14 protein-coding genes and 1 pseudogene are annotated in these 18,714 nt (G+C 68.0%); 8 read left to right on the forward strand and 7 right to left on the reverse strand.

Features of this window, described 5'->3' with window-relative positions; translation table 11 throughout:
* The first annotated feature begins 291 nt into the window (after window positions 1–291).
* Both AB3K92_RS14435 and polX read left to right on the forward strand, forming a co-directional pair.
* Window positions 292–684, forward strand: coding sequence for a TraR/DksA family transcriptional regulator (locus tag AB3K92_RS14435; RefSeq protein WP_021160664.1), 393 nt, complete (start codon window positions 292–294; stop codon window positions 682–684).
* Window positions 685–832: 148 nt separating this feature from the next.
* A pseudogene (gene polX, locus AB3K92_RS14440) lies at window positions 833–2,597 on the forward strand (DNA polymerase/3'-5' exonuclease PolX).
* Window positions 2,598–2,642: 45 nt separating this feature from the next.
* Here polX and ald read toward each other — a convergent pair.
* Complete coding sequence (ald, locus tag AB3K92_RS14445; RefSeq protein ID WP_027791421.1) at window positions 2,643–3,758, reverse strand: alanine dehydrogenase; 1,116 nt, start codon at window positions 3,756–3,758, stop codon at window positions 2,643–2,645.
* 301 nt (window positions 3,759–4,059) lie between these two features.
* On the opposite strand from ald, the gene AB3K92_RS14450 reads away from it, so the two are divergent.
* The gene (locus AB3K92_RS14450) at window positions 4,060–4,476 is read left to right on the forward strand and encodes a DUF3995 domain-containing protein (protein ID WP_042977744.1); all 417 of its coding nucleotides are present in this window, start codon (window positions 4,060–4,062) and stop codon (window positions 4,474–4,476) included.
* Between the two features lie 9 nt (window positions 4,477–4,485).
* Here AB3K92_RS14450 and AB3K92_RS14455 read toward each other — a convergent pair whose 3' ends face one another.
* A complete protein-coding gene (locus AB3K92_RS14455; RefSeq protein WP_059485034.1) occupies window positions 4,486–5,070 on the reverse strand; it encodes an RNA 2'-phosphotransferase in 585 nt (194 codons plus the stop codon).
* Window positions 5,071–5,674: 604 nt separating this feature from the next.
* On the opposite strand from AB3K92_RS14455, the gene AB3K92_RS14460 reads away from it, so the two are divergent.
* From AB3K92_RS14460 to AB3K92_RS14475, 4 genes are all read left to right on the forward strand, one after another.
* Window positions 5,675–6,412: a gluconate 2-dehydrogenase subunit 3 family protein gene (locus AB3K92_RS14460; RefSeq protein WP_059591461.1), complete on the forward strand. Its 738-nt coding sequence runs from the start codon at window positions 5,675–5,677 to the stop codon at window positions 6,410–6,412.
* On the forward strand, window positions 6,412–8,190 hold the full coding sequence (locus AB3K92_RS14465; RefSeq protein ID WP_021163240.1) for a GMC family oxidoreductase: 1,779 nt from the start codon (window positions 6,412–6,414) through the stop codon (window positions 8,188–8,190). The genes AB3K92_RS14460 and AB3K92_RS14465 overlap by 1 nt, the downstream gene beginning before the upstream one ends.
* Window positions 8,187–9,599: a cytochrome c gene (locus tag AB3K92_RS14470; protein WP_059623171.1), complete on the forward strand. Its 1,413-nt coding sequence runs from the start codon at window positions 8,187–8,189 to the stop codon at window positions 9,597–9,599. Before AB3K92_RS14465 ends, AB3K92_RS14470 begins: the two co-directional genes overlap by 4 nt.
* A 207-nt stretch (window positions 9,600–9,806) precedes the next feature.
* Window positions 9,807–11,522, forward strand: coding sequence for a cation:proton antiporter (locus AB3K92_RS14475; RefSeq protein ID WP_021164046.1), 1,716 nt, complete (start codon window positions 9,807–9,809; stop codon window positions 11,520–11,522).
* Between the two features lie 63 nt (window positions 11,523–11,585).
* Here the strand turns inward: AB3K92_RS14475 and AB3K92_RS14480 are convergent, their stop codons facing one another.
* From AB3K92_RS14480 to AB3K92_RS14495, 4 genes are all read right to left on the reverse strand, one after another.
* Complete coding sequence (locus AB3K92_RS14480) at window positions 11,586–12,350, reverse strand: SDR family oxidoreductase (RefSeq protein WP_059485031.1); 765 nt, start codon at window positions 12,348–12,350, stop codon at window positions 11,586–11,588.
* Window positions 12,351–12,369: 19 nt separating this feature from the next.
* On the reverse strand, window positions 12,370–13,365 hold the full coding sequence (locus tag AB3K92_RS14485; protein WP_021164048.1) for an arabinose ABC transporter substrate-binding protein: 996 nt from the start codon (window positions 13,363–13,365) through the stop codon (window positions 12,370–12,372).
* A gap of 210 nt (window positions 13,366–13,575) precedes the next feature.
* On the reverse strand, window positions 13,576–15,471 hold the full coding sequence (locus tag AB3K92_RS14490) for a penicillin-binding protein 2 (RefSeq protein ID WP_060219307.1): 1,896 nt from the start codon (window positions 15,469–15,471) through the stop codon (window positions 13,576–13,578).
* A 417-nt stretch (window positions 15,472–15,888) separates the two neighbouring features.
* Window positions 15,889–16,233, reverse strand: a complete 345-nt coding sequence (locus AB3K92_RS14495) for a DUF3564 family protein (RefSeq protein WP_021164050.1) — start codon at window positions 16,231–16,233, stop codon at window positions 15,889–15,891.
* 646 nt (window positions 16,234–16,879) lie between these two features.
* On the opposite strand from AB3K92_RS14495, the gene AB3K92_RS14500 reads away from it, so the two are divergent.
* Window positions 16,880–18,091 carry an SDR family oxidoreductase gene (locus AB3K92_RS14500; protein WP_021164053.1) on the forward strand — a complete coding sequence of 404 codons (1,212 nt, stop codon included), beginning with the start codon at window positions 16,880–16,882 and terminating at the stop codon, window positions 18,089–18,091.
* 55 nt (window positions 18,092–18,146) lie between these two features.
* Here the strand turns inward: AB3K92_RS14500 and hpaR are convergent, their stop codons facing one another.
* Window positions 18,147–18,587, reverse strand: a complete 441-nt coding sequence (gene hpaR, locus AB3K92_RS14505; RefSeq protein WP_021164054.1) for a homoprotocatechuate degradation operon regulator HpaR — start codon at window positions 18,585–18,587, stop codon at window positions 18,147–18,149.
* Window positions 18,588–18,714 lie beyond the last annotated feature (127 nt).

Below are 18,714 nucleotides of genomic sequence, written 5' to 3' on the forward strand. Positions count from 1 at the left end.
CGAATTGCTGCGCTGCAGCCGCGTTGACGGGGCGTTTCGGCGTGAATCTTGCATCGTGTTTTCGCGTCCGTCCCCAGTTTGCGCGAGCCTTCACGTGCATCGCGGGCACGCTGATTCCGGTCAACACACACCCGCTCAATGGGTTTATCCTGCATCGCATGCGTCCGGCGCCTGATGCGTCCGGGCGCGTATCCGTGGCGCGGCGGCGCCGGTGGAACCTTGCCCGCCGCACACCGGCGCGACACTGCGCGCGACCGTTTTCCGCGCGGAACCCGGAACAGGAGAGACGCCATGGCGCTCGACGCACAACAACGGCAGACGCTGAAACAGCGGCTGAACGAGAGCGAGCAGACGTTACGTGCGGAGATCCGCACGAGCGAAGACCAGCGCGCGTCGGAATCCTATGCAGATCTCGCCGGCGCGGCGCCGGACGAGGGCGACGAGGCGAATGCGGACCTGTTCGTCGACGTCGATCATGCATTGATCGGCATGAAACTGACCGAACTGCGCGCCGTCGGCCGCGCGCAGCAGAGGATGCGCGACGGCAGCTACGGCGAATGCATCGACTGCGACGGTTCGGTCGGCTATGAGCGCCTGCTGGCGCGCCCGACTGCCGAACGCTGCACGCATTGCCAGTCGATCTACGAGCGGCACTACGCCACGACGCCGCGCGCTACCCTCTGACGTCGGGCCGCAACGTCGCAGCACGCGACGCGCGGCCGGCGTACGATGATGAACGTGCGCCCGGCGGCGTCGGCATGCGGCACCGCGCGGGCAGACGGCGTCGCGCACGCGCGCGGCACCATCCACGTGGAAGGGAGCCACGCCGATCATGCCGATCCACAATGCCGGGTATGCGGCCGTGTTCGCCGAGATCGCCGACATGCTCGAGATCCAGGGCGCCAATCCGTTCCGGGTGCGCGCGTATCGCAACGCCGCGCGCACGATCGCGGACTACGGGCGCGATATCGCGACGATGATCGCGAACGGCGACGATCTCGGGAAGATTCCGTCGATCGGGTCCGATCTCGCGTCGAAGCTGCGCGAGATCGCCGCGACCGGCACCTGCGAATTGCAGCAAACGCTGCGTCACGCGCTGCCGGGCGCGATCGTCGAGCTGCTCGACGTGCCGGGGCTCGGCGCGAAACGCGTGAAGGCGCTGCATGAAGCGCTGCACGTCGATTCGCTCGAACAGCTTCGTGCCGAGGCGAAGAGCGGGCACGTGCGTGAATTGCCCGGCTTCGGCGCGAAAACCGAAGCCCATTTGCTCGAAGCGATCGACGACCGGCTGCAACGCGAACCCCAACGCTTCCTGCTGCCGGATGCGGCGCACTCGCTGCTGCCGCTGCTCGAACGCCTGCGCGCGATTGCCGGTGTCGGCAAGGCCGTGCCGGCCGGCAGCTTCCGCCGCCGCCGCGAGACGGTCGGCGATCTCGACATCCTCGTCACCGCACGCGATCCGCAGGCCGTCGCCGACGCGTTCGTCGGCTACGGCGAGGTGGCGCGCGTGCTGGCGCACGGCAAGACGAAGTCGAGCGTCGTGCTCGCGAACGGGTTGCAGGTCGACCTGCGCGTCGTCGATGCCGATGCATTCGGCGCGGCGCTCGTCTACTTCACCGGATCGAAGGCGCACAACATCGCGTTGCGCAGGATCGCGCAGGCCGGCGGGCTGAAGATCAACGAATATGGCGTGTTTCGCGGCGACGAGCGGATCGCCGGCGCGACCGAGGCGTCGGTTTACGCGGCGATCGGGCTGCACGAAGTCCCGCCCGAATTGCGCGAGGATCGTGGCGAGATCGACGCGGCGCGCACGGGCACGCTGCCGGCGCTGGTCGAGCGCAAGCAGGTGCATGGCGACCTGCATGCGCATACCGACGCGTCGGCCGGCCGCGACAGCTTGCGCGCGATGGCCGATGCGGCACGCGCGCGGATTCGCGTACCTGGCCATCACCGACCGGGCACCGGATGCCGGCGGCGGCCGCAACGGCTTCGACTGGCTTGCCCGGCAACTCGACGAGATCGACCGCCTGAACGCGTCATTCGACGATTTCGTGCTGCTCAAGGGAGTGGAGGCCGGCATTCTCGAGGACAGCAGCCTCGACGTGCCCGACACGTTGCTCGGCCGGCTCGATCTCGTGGTCGGTGCGGTACGTGACGGCTTCGAGTTGTCGCGCGACGCGCAGACCGCGCGCGTGCTGCGCGCGATGGACCAGCCGCATTTCACGATTCTCGCGCACCCGACGGGCCGCGTGCTCGGCGAGCGCGACGCGTGCGAACTCGACGTGGCACGCGTGATCGCACACGCCGCGGCGCGCCGCTGTTTCGTTGAACTCGATGCGCAGCCGCGGCGGCTCGACCTGCCGGACATCTGGTGCCGCGAGGCCGTGAAGGCCGGCGTGCCGGTGGCGATCGGCTCGGATGCGTGCAGCACGGACGAACTCGACAATCTCGCCTACGGCGTCGATCAGGCGCGACGCGGCTGGCTGACGCGGCCCGACGTGCTGAACACGCGCACGCTCGCGCAATTGAGGCCGCTGCTTGCACGCACGATGGGCGCGGACGGCGCGTCCAGGCGCCGCGGCTCGAAGGGCGCATGAACGCACCGGCGGGTGGGTCGCCCGCCGCGCGTGAAGGCGGTCACGTCACGCCAGCACGCCGGCCGCCGGCACGTAGGGCAGGCCGAGCGCCAGCGCGACCGCTTCGTATGTGATGTGCCCGTCGCACACGTTCAGGCCCGCGCGCAGATGCGGATCGTCGGTCATCGCCTGCTTCCAGCCCTTGTCGGCGAGTGCGAGCGCGTGCCCGAGCGTCGCGTTGTTCAGCGCGAAGGTCGACGTGCGCGCGACCGCGCCGGGCATGTTCGCGACGCAGTAGTGCACGACGCCGTCGACGACGAAGGTCGGGTCCGCGTGCGTCGTCGCGTGCGAAGTCTCGAAGCATCCGCCCTGGTCGATCGCGACGTCGACGACGACCGCCCCCGTGCGCATCGTCGCGATCATGTCGCGCGTGACGAGCCGAGGCGCCGATGCGCCCGGCACGAGCACGGCGCCGATCACGACGTCGGCATCGCGCACGGCTTCGTCGATCGTGTGCGCGTTCGAGCAGACGGTCGCGATCCGGTTGGCGAACACGAGGTCGAGCTGGCGCAGCCGGTTCACGTTGGTGTCGAGCACGGTGACGCGCGCGCCGAGGCCGACCGCCATCTGCAGCGCGCCGGTGCCCACCACGCCCGCGCCGAGCACGACGACGTGCGCGGCCGGCACGCCGGGCACACCGGCCATCAGCAGGCCGCGCCCGCCGCGCGGGCTTTCGAGGTGGGTCGCCGCGACCTGGATCGACATGCGCCCGGCCACCTCGCTCATCGGCGCGAGCAGCGGCAGGCCGCCGCCCGGGCCCGTCACGGTTTCGTAGGCGATGCAGACGGCGCCGGACTTCACGAGTGCCGCGGCCTGTCCGGGATCGGGCGCGAGATGCAGGTACGTGTAGAGGATCTGCCCGCGCCGCAACATCGCGCATTCCGCCGGCTGCGGCTCCTTGACCTTGATGATCATGTCGGCGCGCGCGAAGACTTCGTCGGCACCGTCGCAGAGCGATGCGCCCGCGGCCGTGTAGTCGTTGTCGAGCAGGCCGATCGCGGTGCCCGCGCCGCGCTGCACCAGCACGCGGTGGCCGTGCCGAGTGAGTTCGCGTGCGCCGGCCGGCGTGAGGCCGACACGGTATTCGTGGTTCTTGATCTCCTTCGGCACGCCGATCAGCATGAGTCGCCTCCATGGCCTTCGTTATCGTTGTCGTGCAGGTGCGCCGTGCGACCGATCGCGCGGATGCGTATCGACCGCGGTACTGGAATAACAGGGTAGTGGTGCGCGGAGGGAAGTCAAGCGGCCGGCCCGCGCGCACTGCGTTGCAACATCGGTCGTGGCGGGTTGCGACCGGAGGTCGCAATGCAGGGGCTGCCGGGTTTCGGTATCGTCACGGGTGTCGCGGCCCGGGGCCGCGCGCCGGCGCTTCGCCGGCAGCACGTCGAGATAACGACACAACGAGACGAGGGCATTGACCGACATGACCGGGGCGTATTTCAGCGTGCCGACGCTTTGCGCGATCGCGCTCATTCACGTGTACTGGGCGTTGGGCGGACGGCGCGGCAAGCGTGCGGCCATTCCGGAGCAGGACGGCGAGCCGCTGCTGCGGCCGACCGCCATCGGCACGCTCGCCGTCGCGGCGGCATTGCTGGGCGGCGCGTGCGTGGTTGCCGCGCGTGCCGGCTGGCTGGGGCCGAACCCGTATCCCGGCGCGATCTCGTTCGCGGTCGTTGCGCTCGCATTGATCTTCGCGGTGCGGGCCGTCGGCGATTTCCGTTACGTCGGCTTCTTCAAGCGGATTCGCGGGTCGCGTTTCGCACGGATGGACACGCTGTATTACTCGCCGCTGTGTGCGGCGCTGGCGCTGTCCATCGCGTCGATGTTCTGGCCGCGGTGAACGCGCGTTTCAGCGCTTAGGCGCTTCCCGTTCCGTAAGGTATTCCGCCGGCACGGTATCCGTCAGCCATACGCCGTTTTCGGCGACGAAGAACGTGTGGCCTTGCCGATGCATGCGCTGCGCATCGACCTCGAGAATCACGGGCACGCCGTAGCGCGTGCCGACGGCCAGCGCGGTCCGGATGTCCGGCGACAGATGCACGTGATGACGGGCACCGGGTATCAGCCCTTGCGCCCGAATCGAATCCAGGAAGCGCGTCGCGGTGCCGTGATAAAGACGCTCGGGCGGTTGCGCGGCCGGATAGTTGCGCTGCACGACGGGCGTCGAATGGCCTTGTACCGCGCGGATGCGTCGGCCGTCGTCGGAGAGGGCGAAGCGCTGCTTGTCGTTGGTCGCGCAGACGGTTTCGAGCGTCGCGCGATCGATGGGATGCCCCAGGCGGGCGATGCCGGCGATCAGTTCGTCGATGTCGGCCCAGCCTTCCGGGTCGAGCCGCAGCCCGATCGTTTGCGGCGCGTGGCGCAGCAGGTAGCTGAGGGTTCGGCTGATGCGGGTCGCGTCGGCCGCCGGCAGTTCATTCTTATGTGGTCTCATGAGACGCGGAGGCTACCAGAGCGCGATGCAAACCGGCACCCATCGGTGCGCCGCGTGGCTGGAAAGCCACAGCCTTCCGCGAAACCCGACACACGACAATCCTTTGCCTGACGCCCGCGTCAGCGGGTAATCGCGCGAATCCTTTCGCGTTCCGGCTTCCGGACTTTTCAATTGTTGCGATTTTCGATGCATTGAATTGCATTGGCGTACCTTTGAATGGAACCGGTTCCATATATAATTCGCGGCACTTGTCGCCGGGCCCGAAAGAGGGTCGTGCACGTTGCGCTTGCTGTCGGCAAACGCGACGTCTAAGTTGAATGAGGGTCATGAGCGATGAGGGGCAGATGCGGGCAGATGCCGGTATTTGTCAGACGATAAGGCTCACAAAGAAGCCGATCCGTGCAGCGCAGCCTGAACCGGCTCGACGCGCGGCCGCATGAAGGCGCTGCCGCGCATTGCATGGGCGGCGCCTGCATCGAGGTGGTTCGCAACAGACGAAAGAACAGGACGGCCAGCCGATTGCGGCGAGGCTGCCATGCCGGGCATGCCGCATGCGGAGTGCGCGCGTCCGGGCCCCGAGATCCCCAACGATCAACATCCGACCATGTCCACGTCACCTGACAAACCCAACTCGCGCCGCCGTTTCCTGCGCACGTCGGTCGCGCTCGTGCCGATCGCGTCGGTCGCCGGCTGCGACCTGCGCTCGTCGTCGCCTTCCGCGACGACCGGCAACGCGCCCGGTGCATCGGCCGGCGCCGAACGCGCCCCGTACAAGCCGACCTTCTTCGATGCGAAGGAATGGGCGTTCGTCCAGGCCGCCGTCGACCGGCTGATTCCGGCCGACGCCGAAGGCCCCGGCGCGCTCGAATCGGGCGTGCCCGAATTCATCGACCGCCAGATGGAGACGCCGTATGCGCACGGCGCGACCTGGTACATGCAGGGGCCGTTCCAGCAAGGCGTGCCCGAGCTTGGCTACCAGCTGAAGCTGGTGCCGCGCGACATCTACCGGCTCGGTATCGCGGCCGTCAACCGCTATTGCGAGAAGACCCACGGCAAGGCGTTCGCGGAGCTCGACGCGCCGACGCGCGACACCGTGCTCGGCGCGCTGGAGAAGGGCGGCGCGCAGATCGACGACGTGCCGCCCGGCGTGTTCTTCGGCCAGTTGCTGCAGAACACGCGCGAAGGCTATTTCTGCGATCCGGTGCATGGCGGCAATCACGACATGGCCGCGTGGAAGATGATCGGTTTTCCCGGCGCGCGCGCGGACTTCATGGATTTCGTCAACCAGAGCGGCAAGCCCTATCCGTACGGCCCCGTCTCGATCAACGGGGAGCGCAGCTGATGGCCGCAGAGAAAAAACCGCATGTCGATGCGGTGATCGTCGGCTTCGGCTGGACCGGCGCGATTCTCGCGAAGGAACTGACCGAAGCGGGCTTGAACGTGGTCGCGCTCGAGCGCGGCGAGTATCGCGACACCTATCCGGACGGCGCGTATCCGAACACGATCGACGAGCTGACCTACAACATCCGCAAGAAGCTGTTCCTCGACCTTTCGAAGACGACGGTGTCGATCCGCCACGGGCTGCAGGACACCGCGCTGCCGTACCGGCAGCTCGCCGCGTTCCTGCCGGGTGAAGGCGTGGGCGGCGCGGGGCTGCACTGGTCGGGCGTGCATTTCCGGATCACGCCGGAAGAGCTGCGCCTGCGCAGCCACTATGAAGAGCGCTACGGCAAGAAGTTCATCCCCGAAGGGATGACGATCCAGGACACCGGCGTGACCTACGACGAGCTCGAGCCGCATTTCGATTTCGCGGAGAAGGTGTTCGGCACGTCGGGGCAGGCGTACAAGGTCGGCGGCAAGGTGGTCGGCGACGGCAACGTGTTCGAAGCGAACCGCAGCGACAACTTCCCGCTGCCCGCGCAGCTCAACACGTATTCGGCGCAGCGCTTCTCCGATGCGGCGAAGTCGCTCGGCCTGCATCCGTACCGGCTGCCGTCGGCGAACACGTCGGGCCCGTACACGAACCCTTACGGCGTACAGATGGGCCCGTGCAACTTCTGCGGCTACTGCAGCGGTTACGCGTGCTACATGTACTCGAAGGCGTCGCCGAACCTGAACATCCTGCCCGCGCTGAAGCAGGCGCCGAACTTCGAGCTGCGCTCGAAGTGCCACGTGCTGCGCGTCGACCTCGACGACACGAAGAAGCGCGCGACGGGCGTGACCTATGTCGACCCGGCCGGGCGTGAAGTGCACCAGCCGGCCGATCTCGTGATCGTGGCCGCGTTCCAGTACCACAACGTGCACCTGCTGCTGCTGTCGGGCATCGGCAAGCCGTACGACCCGATTTCGGGCGAAGGCGTGGTGGGCCGCAATTTCGCGTACCAGAACCTGTCGACGATCAAGGCGTTCTTCGACAAGGACACCTACACGAATCCGTTCATCGGCGCGGGCGGCAACGGCGTTGCGGTGGACGATTTCAACGCGGACAACTTCGACCACGGCCCGCTCGGCTTCGTCGGCGGCTCGCCGCTGTGGGTGAACCAGGCCGGCGTGAAGCCGATCAGCGGCATCGCGACGCCGCCCGGTACGCCGCAGTGGGGCTCGGCGTGGAAGAAGGCGGTCAAGGACAACTACGCGCACACGATCTCGATGGACGCGCACGGCACCAACATGTCGTACCGCGACGTGTACCTCGACCTCGATCCGACCTATCGCGATTCGTACGGCCAGCCGCTGCTGCGGATGACCTTCGACTGGAAGGACAACGACATCAAGATGGCGCAGTACGTGACCGGGCAGATGAAGAAGATCGCGGAGGCGATGGGGCCGAAGGCGATCGGCGTGTCGACGCGCGAGTTCGGCAAGCACTTCGATTCGCGCGCATACCAGACGACCCACCTCGTCGGCGGCGCGATCATGGGCACCGACCCGAAGACGAGCGTGCTGAACCGCTACCTGCAGTGCTGGGACGTGCACAACGTGTTCGTGATGGGCGCATCGGCGCTGCCGCAGGGCATCGGCTACAACCCGACCGGGATCATCGCGGCGCTGGCCTACTGGTCGGCACGTGCGATCCGCGAGCAATACCTGAAAAATCCCGCTCCGCTGGTGACCGTATGAAGAGGACGATGAACCACAACGTCGCGCGCCGCATGTCGCGCGCGCTGGCGGCCGGCGCGGCCTGGGCCGCGCTCGGCTTCGCAGGCGCGACGGCGTTTGCGCAGCCGGCTCCGCCTGCGGCGGCTTCCGGCCCGGCGGCTGCACCCGCGGCCCGGTCCGCCGACGCGAACCTGATCAAGCGCGGCGAATACCTCGCGCGCGCGGGCGACTGTATCGCGTGCCATACCGCGAGCGGCGGCAAGCCGTTCGCGGGCGGGCTGAAATTCGACACGCCGATCGGCGGCATCTATTCGACGAACATCACGCCGGACCCGAAGACGGGCCTCGGCGGCTGGACTTACGAGGACTTCACGCGCGCGGTGCGCGAAGGCGTGCGCAAGAACGGCGACACGATGTATCCGGCCATGCCGTTCCCGTCGTACGCGCGCCTGACCGACGACGACATGAAGGCGCTGTACGCGTACTTCATGCACGGCGTCGCGCCCGTCGAGCACGAGAACCGTGCGGTCGACATCGTGTGGCCGCTGTCGATGCGCTGGCCGCTCGCGATCTGGCGCAAGATGTTCGCCCCGACGCCGAAGCCGTTCGACGCGGCGCCGTACACCGATCCGGTGGTCGCGCGCGGCGCGTATCTCGTGCAGGGTCTCGGCCACTGCGGCGCGTGCCATACGCCGCGCGCGCCGACGATGCAGGAGCGCGGGCTGACCGACGCGGACGGCCCGGACTTCCTGGCCGGCGGTGCGGCGATCGACGGCTGGGTGCCGACGAGCCTGCGCGGCGAGCCGCGCACGGGCCTCGGCACGTGGAACGAAACCGAGATCGTGCAGTTCCTGAAGACGGGCCGCACGCTGCGCACGGCTGCATTCGGCGGGATGACGGACGTGGTCGGCCACAGCATGCAGCACATGACCGACGACGACCTGAACGCAATCGCGCGCTACCTGAAGACGCTGCCGCCGCGCGTGCAGGGCGAGCAGCCGCACGTGTACGACGCGGCGGCTGCCAAGGCCCTGCAGGCCGGCGATGCGAGCAAGCCGGGCGCGGCCGTCTATCGCGACAACTGCACGGCCTGCCACCGCAGCGACGGCCATGGCTACACGCGCGTGTTCCCGGCGCTCGCCGGCAACCCCGTCGTGCAGGGCGACGATCCGACCTCGCTGATCCACGTCGTACTGGAAGGCAGTGCGCTGCAGGGCACGCGCACCGCGCCGTCGACGTTCACGATGCCGCCGTTCGGCTGGCGCCTGTCGGACCAGGAAGTCGCGGACGTGTCCAACTTCGTGCGCACGAGCTGGGGCAACACGGGGGCGCCGGTGACCGCCGCGCAGGTCGCGAAGGTGCGCAAGAGCGTGCCGTCGACCCGACCCGAACCGCCGCCGGGCGCGCGGTTCCCGCAAGCGTCGCGCTGACGGGGCGGCGGGGTGCCCGCCCCGCCTGTCCGATGTGCTTCAAGGCGCCGCGCGATCCGCGCGGCGCCTTTCGTTTCGCCGGGGTTGCACCCCGCCAAGGCGCGCCGCCGCGTGAATTTTTCGCGGCGGCGCGCCATTCTTCCGCCTCATCCCTTATCCTTTCGTTCTTGAACCTTACTAAATCGTTACAAGAACTTGGGAGGGGGGATGCCTCATGACATCAGCCTGATTGCGTTGCTCGCGGCCGGTTTCGGTCTCGCGATGGTCTTCGGTTACTTCGCGTCGCTGCTGAAAATGCCGCCGCTCGTCGGCTATCTGCTCGCCGGGATCGTGATCGGCCCCGGCACGCCCGGTTTCGTCGGCGACCTGTCGCTCGCGCAGCAGCTCGCCGAAGTCGGCGTGATGCTGCTGATGTTCGGCGTCGGCCTGCATTTCTCGCTCGGCGATCTGCTCGCGGTGCGCAAGATCGCGCTGCCGGGGGCCATCGTCCAGATCACGGTGGCCACGCTGCTCGGCGGCGGCCTCGCGCTCACCTGGGGCTGGAGCGTCGGTGCGGCGCTCGTGTTCGGGCTCGCGCTGTCGGTGGCGAGTACCGTCGTGCTGCTGCGTGCGTTGGAAGGGCGCGGGCTCGTCGAGACGGTCAACGGGCGCATCGCGGTCGGCTGGCTCGTCGTCGAGGATCTCGTGATGGTGCTCGTGCTCGTGCTGCTGCCGCCCGTCGCGGGGCTGCTCGGCGGCACGCCGCCCGGCGACGCGCACGCGGCCGGCGGCAGCGTGTGGGGCACGCTCGGCGTCACGATGCTGAAGGTCGCGGCGTTCATCGCATTGATGCTGGTGGTCGGCAAGCGCGTGTTCCCGCGCATTCTGTGGCTCGTCGCGCGCACGGGCTCGCGCGAGCTGTTCACGCTGTGCATGATCGCGGCCGCGGTCGGCATCGCGTTCGGCGCGGCGAAGCTGTTCGACGTGTCGTTCGCCCTCGGCGCGTTCTTCGCCGGGATGATGATGCGCGAGTCGGAGTTCAGCCGGCGCGCGGCCGACGAGACGCTGCCGCTGCGCGATGCGTTCTCGGTGCTGTTCTTCATTTCGGTCGGGATGCTGTTCGACCCGAAGATCCTGCTCGCGGAGCCGCTGCACGTGATCGAGGTCGCGGCGATCGTGGTGATCGGCAAGACGCTCGCGGCGGTCGCGCTCGTGATTGCGTTCCGCTATCCGCTGAATACGGCGCTGACGGTCGGCGCGGGCCTCGCGCAGATCGGCGAGTTCTCGTTCATCCTCGCGGGGCTCGGCCGTGCGCTCGGGCTGCTGTCGGCCGAGGGGCAGAGCCTGATCCTCGCGGTCGCGCTGATCTCGATCGCGATGAACACGCTGCTGTTCGCGATGATCGATCCGGCGCTTGCGTGGATCCGCAAGCATTCGGCGTTCGCGCGCAAGCTCGAGGCGCGCGACGATCCGCTCGCCGCGCTGCCGATGTCGACGCCGCAGACACATCTCACCGGGCAGGTCGTGATCGTCGGCTACGGCAAGGTCGGCACGCGCATCGCACATGCGCTCGACGAGCGTGGCATCGCGTACGTCGTCGTCGAGCAGAATCGCGAGCTCGTCGAGAAACTGCGCGCGGAAGGCGTTGCCGCCGTGTCGGGCGATGCGATCGAGCCGATCGTGCTGGTGCAGGCGCATATCGCGCGCGCCGGGATGCTGGTCGTCACGCTGCCCGACGTGTTCGACGTACGGCAGATCGTCGAAATCTCGCGCACGCTCAACCCGGCGCTCGAGGTCGTGCTGTGCACGAACAGCGGCGACGAGGCCGCGCTGCTGTCGAACGAGGGCATCGGCACCGTGTTCATGGGCGAGACCGAACTCGCGCGCGGGATGACCGAGCACGTGCTCGGCAGGATGGCGAAGCCGGTCGCGGCCGCGCATTGACGGCGCGCGGCGGCGCGGCGGCGCGGCAGCGGGCAGCGGCCGCCGGCGCCGCGGGCTTCGGTTTCAGTAGAACGTCTCGAGCGTCAGCTCCTGCGCCATCACGCGATTGCCGGCCAGCAGGCCGCCGTCGACGGGCAGCGCGACGCCCGTGATGATCCGCGCCGCCGGAGAGCACAGGAACAGCGCGGCCTGCGCGACGTCGTCCGGCGTCGCGAAATCGTCGAGCGGATACCACTTCCTCAATTGCTCGAACACCTGCGGATTGCGCTGCACGCGCGCTTCCCACGCGGGCGTCTTCACGGTGCCCGGCAGCACGATGTTCGCGCGCACGCCGTCGCGGCCGAATTCGATCGCGAGCGATTTCGTGTAGCTGATCAACCCGGCCTTCGCCGCGCTGTACGCCGGATGCCCGAGCGCATGCACGCCGTTGACCGAACCGATGATCGCGATTGCGCCGCGCCCGCGTGCGCGCATGCCGGGCAGCACGGCTTCGACGCTCATGTAGGTGGCCGTCAGGTTCGCGTCGAGATCCGTGCGCCAGGTGGCGGGCGTCGTGTCGCGCAGCGTGGTCGACGCGGCCGTGCCCGCGTTGGCGACGAGCACGTCGGCTTGCGGATGCGATTCGAGCGTCGATTGCAGCCGTTCGGCGTCGGTCAGGTCGTCGACGACCGGCGTCACGTGCGCATCGCCGAGCGTATCGATGAAGCGGTCGAGCGCCGCGCGGTCGCGATCGAGCGCGAGCACGCGATCGCCGGCCGCGAGGAAGGTGCGGCACAGCGCCTGGCCGATGCCGCCGGCGGCGCCCGTCACGAGGGTGGTGCGTGTCATGTCGGCTCCTTGTGCCGGCTCACAGGCCGAGCGCGGCGCGCGCCTGCTTTTCGTTGTCGCGCGTGATCAGCGTGCCGGACGTCAGCACGAGCGGCGGCGGCGCCTGGTTCTTCGTGATCCAGTCGTACATGTCGATGCTCGTCTGGTAGCCGTGCTGGCGCGGATTCAGCAGGATCGAGCCGTAGAAGCCCGTCGGCTTCGGCTTCGCGAATTCGTTGAGCGCGATCTGGCTGCCGTTGATGCCGACCGCGACCATCGCATCCGCGCCGATGCCGCGCCCCTCGGCGGCGCGCACCGCGCCGACCGTCGTGTCGTCGTTCGAGCCGAACGCGACCCAGCGCTTGAAATTCGCATGCTTGGTGAGCGCGATGTTCGCCGCGTTGAACGCGCCTTCGGTGTCGGCCGTCATTTCGGGTGCATCGATCACGTTCGCGGCCGGGAAACCGGCGGCCTTGAGCGCATCGACCGCGCCGGTCGTGCGTTCGCGTGCGGTCGGCAACTGGTCGTACGCGATCCGGATGATGCCGACCTCGGCCGGGTTCCAGCCGCGCCGCTTCGTCTCGTCCGCGATCGCCTGGCCGACCTGCTGGCCGATCCTGTACGCGGAGATGCCCATGTGCGGCACGCCCTGGAGCGGTGCACCGCGGCCGTCGACGAGCTGGTCGTCGACCGACATCAGCTTGATCCCCGCGCGCTTCGCCTTCGCCGCGATGCCGGGGCCGAGCTTCACGTCGGGTGCGCAGATGATCACGCCCTGTGCCTTTTGCGCGGCGAGGCTGTCGAGCGCGGTCGATACCTTTTCGCCGCTCGGCGTCGCGATCTTGATCAGCGTGAAGTGCTTTTCCTTCGCCGCCTGGTCGGCGAAGCGCCATTCGTCCTGGAACCACGGATCGTCCGGCTGTTTGACGAGGAAGCCGATTTTCACGTCGGCGGGGTCGGCGGCATGGGCGGGTACCCCGCCGACCAGCGCCGCGCTCGTAATGGCCAGTGCGAGCGTCTTCCAGTGGAATCGCATGCGTCTCTCTCCTTTTTTGTAGTCGCGCGCACGGGCAGGGCTGCCCGACACGCGGAAAAATTGTAGGAGGAGGGAGCGGGAACGCTCAAATGATGCGCGGCGTTCCTAGAAAGTGGGACGGTGCCCGGTGGCGGGGAAATGCGTGGCGGCCAGGGGCCGCCGGTGTGCCACGCGCGCCGGCGGGCGCCGTGCCGCGGGGACGTGCCGCGCTTATCCGGCCGCCGTGGCCGGCTGCACCGGTACGTTCGACGGCGCGGCAGTCTTCAGCGGCGCTACGGTTTTCGGTGCCGCAGCCGTCCTGGTTTGCGCAGCCGCTTTCGGCGCGGCCACCGTCTTCTGCGGCGCGGCGGGCTTCGCAGGCGGTGTCTTCTCGGGCTCGACCGGCGCGTCGGGCGGCACGCCGAGCAGTTGCAGCGAGCCGCTCGTGACCGACGCGAACACCGGGCCGGCCACCGTGCCGCCGTAGTAGCCCTTGCCGCGCGGCTCGTCGATCATCACCGCGACGATCAGGCGCGGGTTGCTCATCGGTGCCATCCCCGCGAACAGCGCGCGGTACTTGCCCTTCGCGTAGGTCGCGCCGACCTGCTTGCGCGCGGTACCGGTCTTGCCGCCGATCCGGTAGCCGTCGACGCGCGCGCGGCGCCCCGTGCCGCCTTCGCCGACCGCCATCTCGAGCATCGAGCGGATCGACGCGGCCGTTTGCGGCGACGTCACGCGGTGGCCGCGATGCGCGTCGATCGTCTGCTGGTCGGTGCCGTTCTTCAGCAGCGACACCGGGTGCAGCGTGCCGTCGCCGGCATAGGCCGTATAGGTTTGCGCGATCTGCAGCAGCGACATCGACAGGCCGTAGCCGTATGCCATCGTCGCCTGCTCGATCGGCCGCCAGCGCTTGTAGCCGCGCAGCCGGCCCGACGCGACGCCCGGGAACGTCAGTTCCGGCGCGCGGCCGATCCCGTATTCCTGGTACTTGTTCCAGATCGTTTCGGCGGGCAGGTTCAGCGCGAGCTTCGCGAGCGCGACGTTGCTCGACTTCTGCAGCGCCTGCGAGACCGTCAGCGAACCGTGGTTCGACGTGTCGTGGATCACGGCCGGGCCGATCTTGTAGGTGCCCGGCGACGTGTTGATGATCGTGTTCGGCGTGACCTTGCGTTCGTCGATCGACAGCGCGACGACGAGTGGCTTGATCGTCGAGCCCGGTTCGAACGTGTCGATCACCGCGCGGTTGCGCAGCTGCTGGCCGGTGAGGCGCGCGCGGTCGTTCGGGTCGAAGGTCGGGTAGTTCGCCAGCGCGAGGATCTCGCCGTTCTGCGCGTCGAGCACCACGACGCTGCCGGCCACCGCGTTGTTCTCGACCACGGCCGCCTTGAGCTGGCTGAACGCGAGCTGCTGGATGCGGCGGTCGATCGTCAGCTCGATCGTCGCGCCATGCTGCGCCGGGACGAGCGGGCGCGTGTCCGACACGATGCGGCCGAGCCGGTCGCGGATCACCTCGCGCTGCCCGGACGTGCCCGACAGGCGCGCATTCGCCGCGAGCTCGACGCCTTCCTGGCCCTTGTCCTCGACGTTCGTGAAGCCGACCACGTGCGCGGCCGATTCGCCTTCCGGGTAGAAGCGCTTCGAATCGGCGATCTGCGTGATGCCGTCGATCGCGAGCTTGTCGAGCCTGCCCGCCGTGTCGGCGTCGACCTGCCGCTTGAGCAGCACGAACGTCTTGTCGTTGCCGAGGCGCCGCTTGACCTCGACGAGCGGCATGTCGAGCAGCTTCGAGATCTGCGGGTAGTCGGTGTCGGCGACCTGCTTCGGGTTCGCCCAGATTTCATAGGTCGACAGGCTGACGGCGAGCATCGCGCCGTTGCGGTCGACGATGCGCCCTCGCATCGCGTCCAGCTCGATCGTGCGCTGGTAGCGTTTCTGGCCCTGGCCGACATAGAACTCCTTGTTCGCGACCTGCACCCAGAACGCGCGGCCGATCAGCGCAGCGAACGCGAGGAACACGATGATCACGATCAGCTTCGAGCGCCACATCGGCAGGCGCGACGCGAGCATCGGGTTCTTGGTCGCGGCCGCGTACGGATCGGCGGGGTGGGTCTTCTTTTTCACGCTCATGCAATGGCCGGGTCGGGTCGCCGGAGGGCGGCGAGTCAGTCTGAATAATGCGATTGTAATAAATGAGTAAACGCCGTGTGGGGAAAGTATGTTCCGGCCCCGTGAAAAGGCGCGAATCGGTGATTCGGCAAAGGGTGGAACAGGGCATACGAAAAGAGGGCGGAAGCGGAGCTTCACCGACGCAGCGGGTGATTGAAGGTGGCCGATTCGGTGCGTCTCGATCCGCTCACACGATCTCCTGGACAATCGGTGCCGACCGTCTCCGGCGCGCGATCAATTGCCCGGCTCGCGATTATTTATTTGCACCAGAAAATGGAAACGCCCCGAAAAGGGGCGCCGTTAATACTGAATATCGAAATGAATATCACTGAAACCGGAATAAACCCGAAAACCGCAGACGAATTACATCGATAATTTCTACCGGGTGACGGAAATGAATTCCCGGTATTCCGGCTCGCTCGTGCAGCGATCGACAGCCTGCAGTCGCCATGCGCCGGGGTGATTGCCGGCGAGTACGGCGGAGCCCTGTTCGCGCTGGGTCGCACCGAACGACAGTCCCTTCAACTGGCACACGGCATTCCCGCCGTCAGCCGCGCAGAGCGCCATCGCGCCCTCGACGTCGCGAACCTTGCCCCAGGCGGGAAGATCGATGCCCTGATGTGCCTCGCGCGACCACAGTCCTTCGTCGGTGTCGACCCACAGTACCGCGAACGAGTGTCGGGTTGCTGATTCGCTGCCATTAATCCGAATGGTGAGGCGCATTGTGATCGTCTCCAAAAAAATGAACATTCGACCGTTTTGACTTGATCAGTCTAGATAGACTGGTGTGAAACGCAAGTGATAATCCGCAATAAATCCGCATTGAGTTCATTGCGGTTTCAGATGAAACGATGTCTGACGATTCATGGTTATTCCGGCGGCGCGCGCAAACACACGCCCACCGGCGATCGCGGCGCCGATCGGGGCCCGGTCGATCCTCGAGACATGGGACGACATCGCCGAGAGGCGCGTCGATCTGTCGCGTGCAACCGGCCGCGGAAACCGGGCCGGCCGACGCGGTCCGGCCGTGCCGGAGGGAGCGCGACCGGAGGTTGAGGCGTTCCGACTGCATTGCCGGACGACAGACTCCGACAATCGCATACAAATCGGCACACTTTCACGAAACTTTCGGGACAGACTTGCCTGCGGTCGGGCCCCACACTGAGATATTCCCGATCCAGTGCCGCGGACGCCCGTCCTCGGCGGCTGCCGCCGCCTCGTGCCAGAGACGCGATCGACGCGATCGCGGGCCGCACGCCCGATCGGGACAGCCGGGGCGCGCGTCAGGCCCCGGCCCGGCCGGTGAGCCGTGCGCAGCCCGCAACCGCGGCCGCCGCGCCGCCCGGCCGATTCTTCGAAGGAGACTATCGTGCTGATCTGGAAAACCGCGTTGTCGCTCAACTGGCGGACGAGCCTCGTGTCGCCGGCCAGCGCACCGGTCGCGGCGGCGAACGTCGGGCGGCTGGTGCTGACCGGCGCAACCGGCTTCATCGGCAGTACCGTCCTGACGGCGCTCGTCAATGCGGGGCTGCTCGACCGCATCGTCTGCGTCGTGCGCGCGCAGGATCGCGGCCATGCCGTCGCGCGACTGCGCGAAGCGGCGCTGCGCGCGGGGCTGGCGCCGTACTGGGCGTCGCGCCTGACCGACGCGAACGTGATCGTCGGTGCGCTCGGCGACGTGTGGCAGGGCGCCGACGCACCGCGCCTCGCCGCCGCGACGCACGTGATTCACTGCGCCGGCCATGCGTCGCCGGCCGACGGCGCGCACCTGCGGGCCGATATCGCCGATGCGGTGCGTTTTGCCGAGCGCTTTGCACGGGCGCCGCGCCTGCTGCGCTTCGTCTACGTCGGTACGGCCTACGCGCATGCGGGTCGTGGCGGGATCGTGCAGGAGGAGGCGGCGGGCGACGCGGCGAACGACGTCGCGCGCGACGAAGAAGGCCTGCCGGGCGCGGTGCTCGCCGCGGACTACCTGCATGCGAAGGCGGAGACCGAGCAGCGCCTGCGTGCGCTCGGGCTGCCGCTCGTCGTGGTGCGGCCGTCGCATGTGGTCGGCCATACGGTACTCGGTACGCGGCCCGCGCCGAATTCGTTCTGGATGTTCCGGCTGGCGCATGCCGCACGCCGCTTCACCGCGCGACCGATGACGCGCATCGATATCGTGTCGGTCGACGACGTGGCGCGCGCGACGATGCTGCTGGCCGTCAAGCCGACGCTCGCACACGACCTGTATCACGTGTCGGCCGGCGACGAGGCGCCGCAGGTCGCGCAGATCGTGCGTGCGATGGACGAGGCGGCGGGGATGACCGGCGCACCGCGCTACGCGGCGTGTGCGCCGGCCGAATTGCCGCTCGTGGTGCGCGACGTGCTCGGGCGAACCGATCCGGCACTCGAGCGCGTGATCGGCCGGGCGTTGCAGCGCTGCGGGGAATTCGCGACGGTCGATCGCGTGTTCGACAACCGTCGCGTGCGCGACGAAATCGATTTCGAGCCGCTGCCGTTCATCGATTACGTCGAGGAATGCATGCGCACGTCGCGCGGCGTGGCGGTGACCGAGCTGATGCGCGGCGCGGTGCACTGACCGTCCGCGCCGCACCGGCCCCCGTTCCCGCGGCTGGCGGGAACGGGGGCCGTCATCACGTGTTGCCGCCGAGCTCGATGAGCCGGTCGAGCGCGCGATAGATGTCTTCGAGGCCGTCCTCGCCGAACCGCGATTCGAGCTGCCGGTACTGCTCGTCGATCCGCGGGCCGATTTCCGTGACCAGTTTCCTGCTTTGCGGTGTCAGGCTCACCAGCAGCCGGCGCTGATCTTCCTGCGCGCGCGTGCGCGTGATCAGGCCGTCGCGCTCCATCCGTTCCAGCACGCCCGTGAGGCTCGGGCTCAGGATGCAGCAGCGCCGCGCGATCTGTCCCGCTTCGAGCGCTTGCGCCGGTTCGCCGTCGAGCACGCGGATGATCCGCCATTGCTGTTCGGTCAGCGCGAATTCCTTGAGAATGGGGCGGAACAGACCCATCAGCGTTTCGCGGGCCTCGAGCAGCAGCATGGCCAGGTTGCGATGGTCGAGCGTACGGTTCATCGGGGTGAGCAGTGGACGGGGACGCATCAATCTTAACAGCCGAACGGAGTGAATTTCGCGTATCAGGGTAATCGAGGTTGCCAGCGTTCGATTGTTTACTTAAGATATTAAGTATTGACGATGCGCC

This window comes from Burkholderia sp. Bmkn7 (assembly GCF_041103175.1).
Lineage (GTDB): Bacteria > Pseudomonadota > Gammaproteobacteria > Burkholderiales > Burkholderiaceae > Burkholderia > Burkholderia cepacia.

Coding starts and splice junctions, on each gene's coding strand:
- AB3K92_RS14465 (WP_021163240.1), top strand. CDS start 6,412: ATGGCCGCAGAGAAAAAACCGCATGTCGATGCGGTGATCGTCGGCTTC.
- AB3K92_RS14435 (WP_021160664.1), top strand. CDS start 292: ATGGCGCTCGACGCACAACAACGGCAGACGCTGAAACAGCGGCTGAAC.
- AB3K92_RS14480 (WP_059485031.1), bottom strand. CDS start 12,350: ATGACACGCACCACCCTCGTGACGGGCGCCGCCGGCGGCATCGGCCAG.
- AB3K92_RS14475 (WP_021164046.1), top strand. CDS start 9,807: ATGCCTCATGACATCAGCCTGATTGCGTTGCTCGCGGCCGGTTTCGGT.
- AB3K92_RS14450 (WP_042977744.1), top strand. CDS start 4,060: ATGACCGGGGCGTATTTCAGCGTGCCGACGCTTTGCGCGATCGCGCTC.
- AB3K92_RS14495 (WP_021164050.1), bottom strand. CDS start 16,233: ATGCGCCTCACCATTCGGATTAATGGCAGCGAATCAGCAACCCGACAC.
- AB3K92_RS14470 (WP_059623171.1), top strand. CDS start 8,187: ATGAAGAGGACGATGAACCACAACGTCGCGCGCCGCATGTCGCGCGCG.
- AB3K92_RS14460 (WP_059591461.1), top strand. CDS start 5,675: ATGTCCACGTCACCTGACAAACCCAACTCGCGCCGCCGTTTCCTGCGC.
- AB3K92_RS14485 (WP_021164048.1), bottom strand. CDS start 13,365: ATGCGATTCCACTGGAAGACGCTCGCACTGGCCATTACGAGCGCGGCG.
- AB3K92_RS14455 (WP_059485034.1), bottom strand. CDS start 5,070: ATGAGACCACATAAGAATGAACTGCCGGCGGCCGACGCGACCCGCATC.
- hpaR (WP_021164054.1), bottom strand. CDS start 18,587: ATGAACCGTACGCTCGACCATCGCAACCTGGCCATGCTGCTGCTCGAG.
- AB3K92_RS14490 (WP_060219307.1), bottom strand. CDS start 15,471: ATGAGCGTGAAAAAGAAGACCCACCCCGCCGATCCGTACGCGGCCGCG.
- ald (WP_027791421.1), bottom strand. CDS start 3,758: ATGCTGATCGGCGTGCCGAAGGAGATCAAGAACCACGAATACCGTGTC.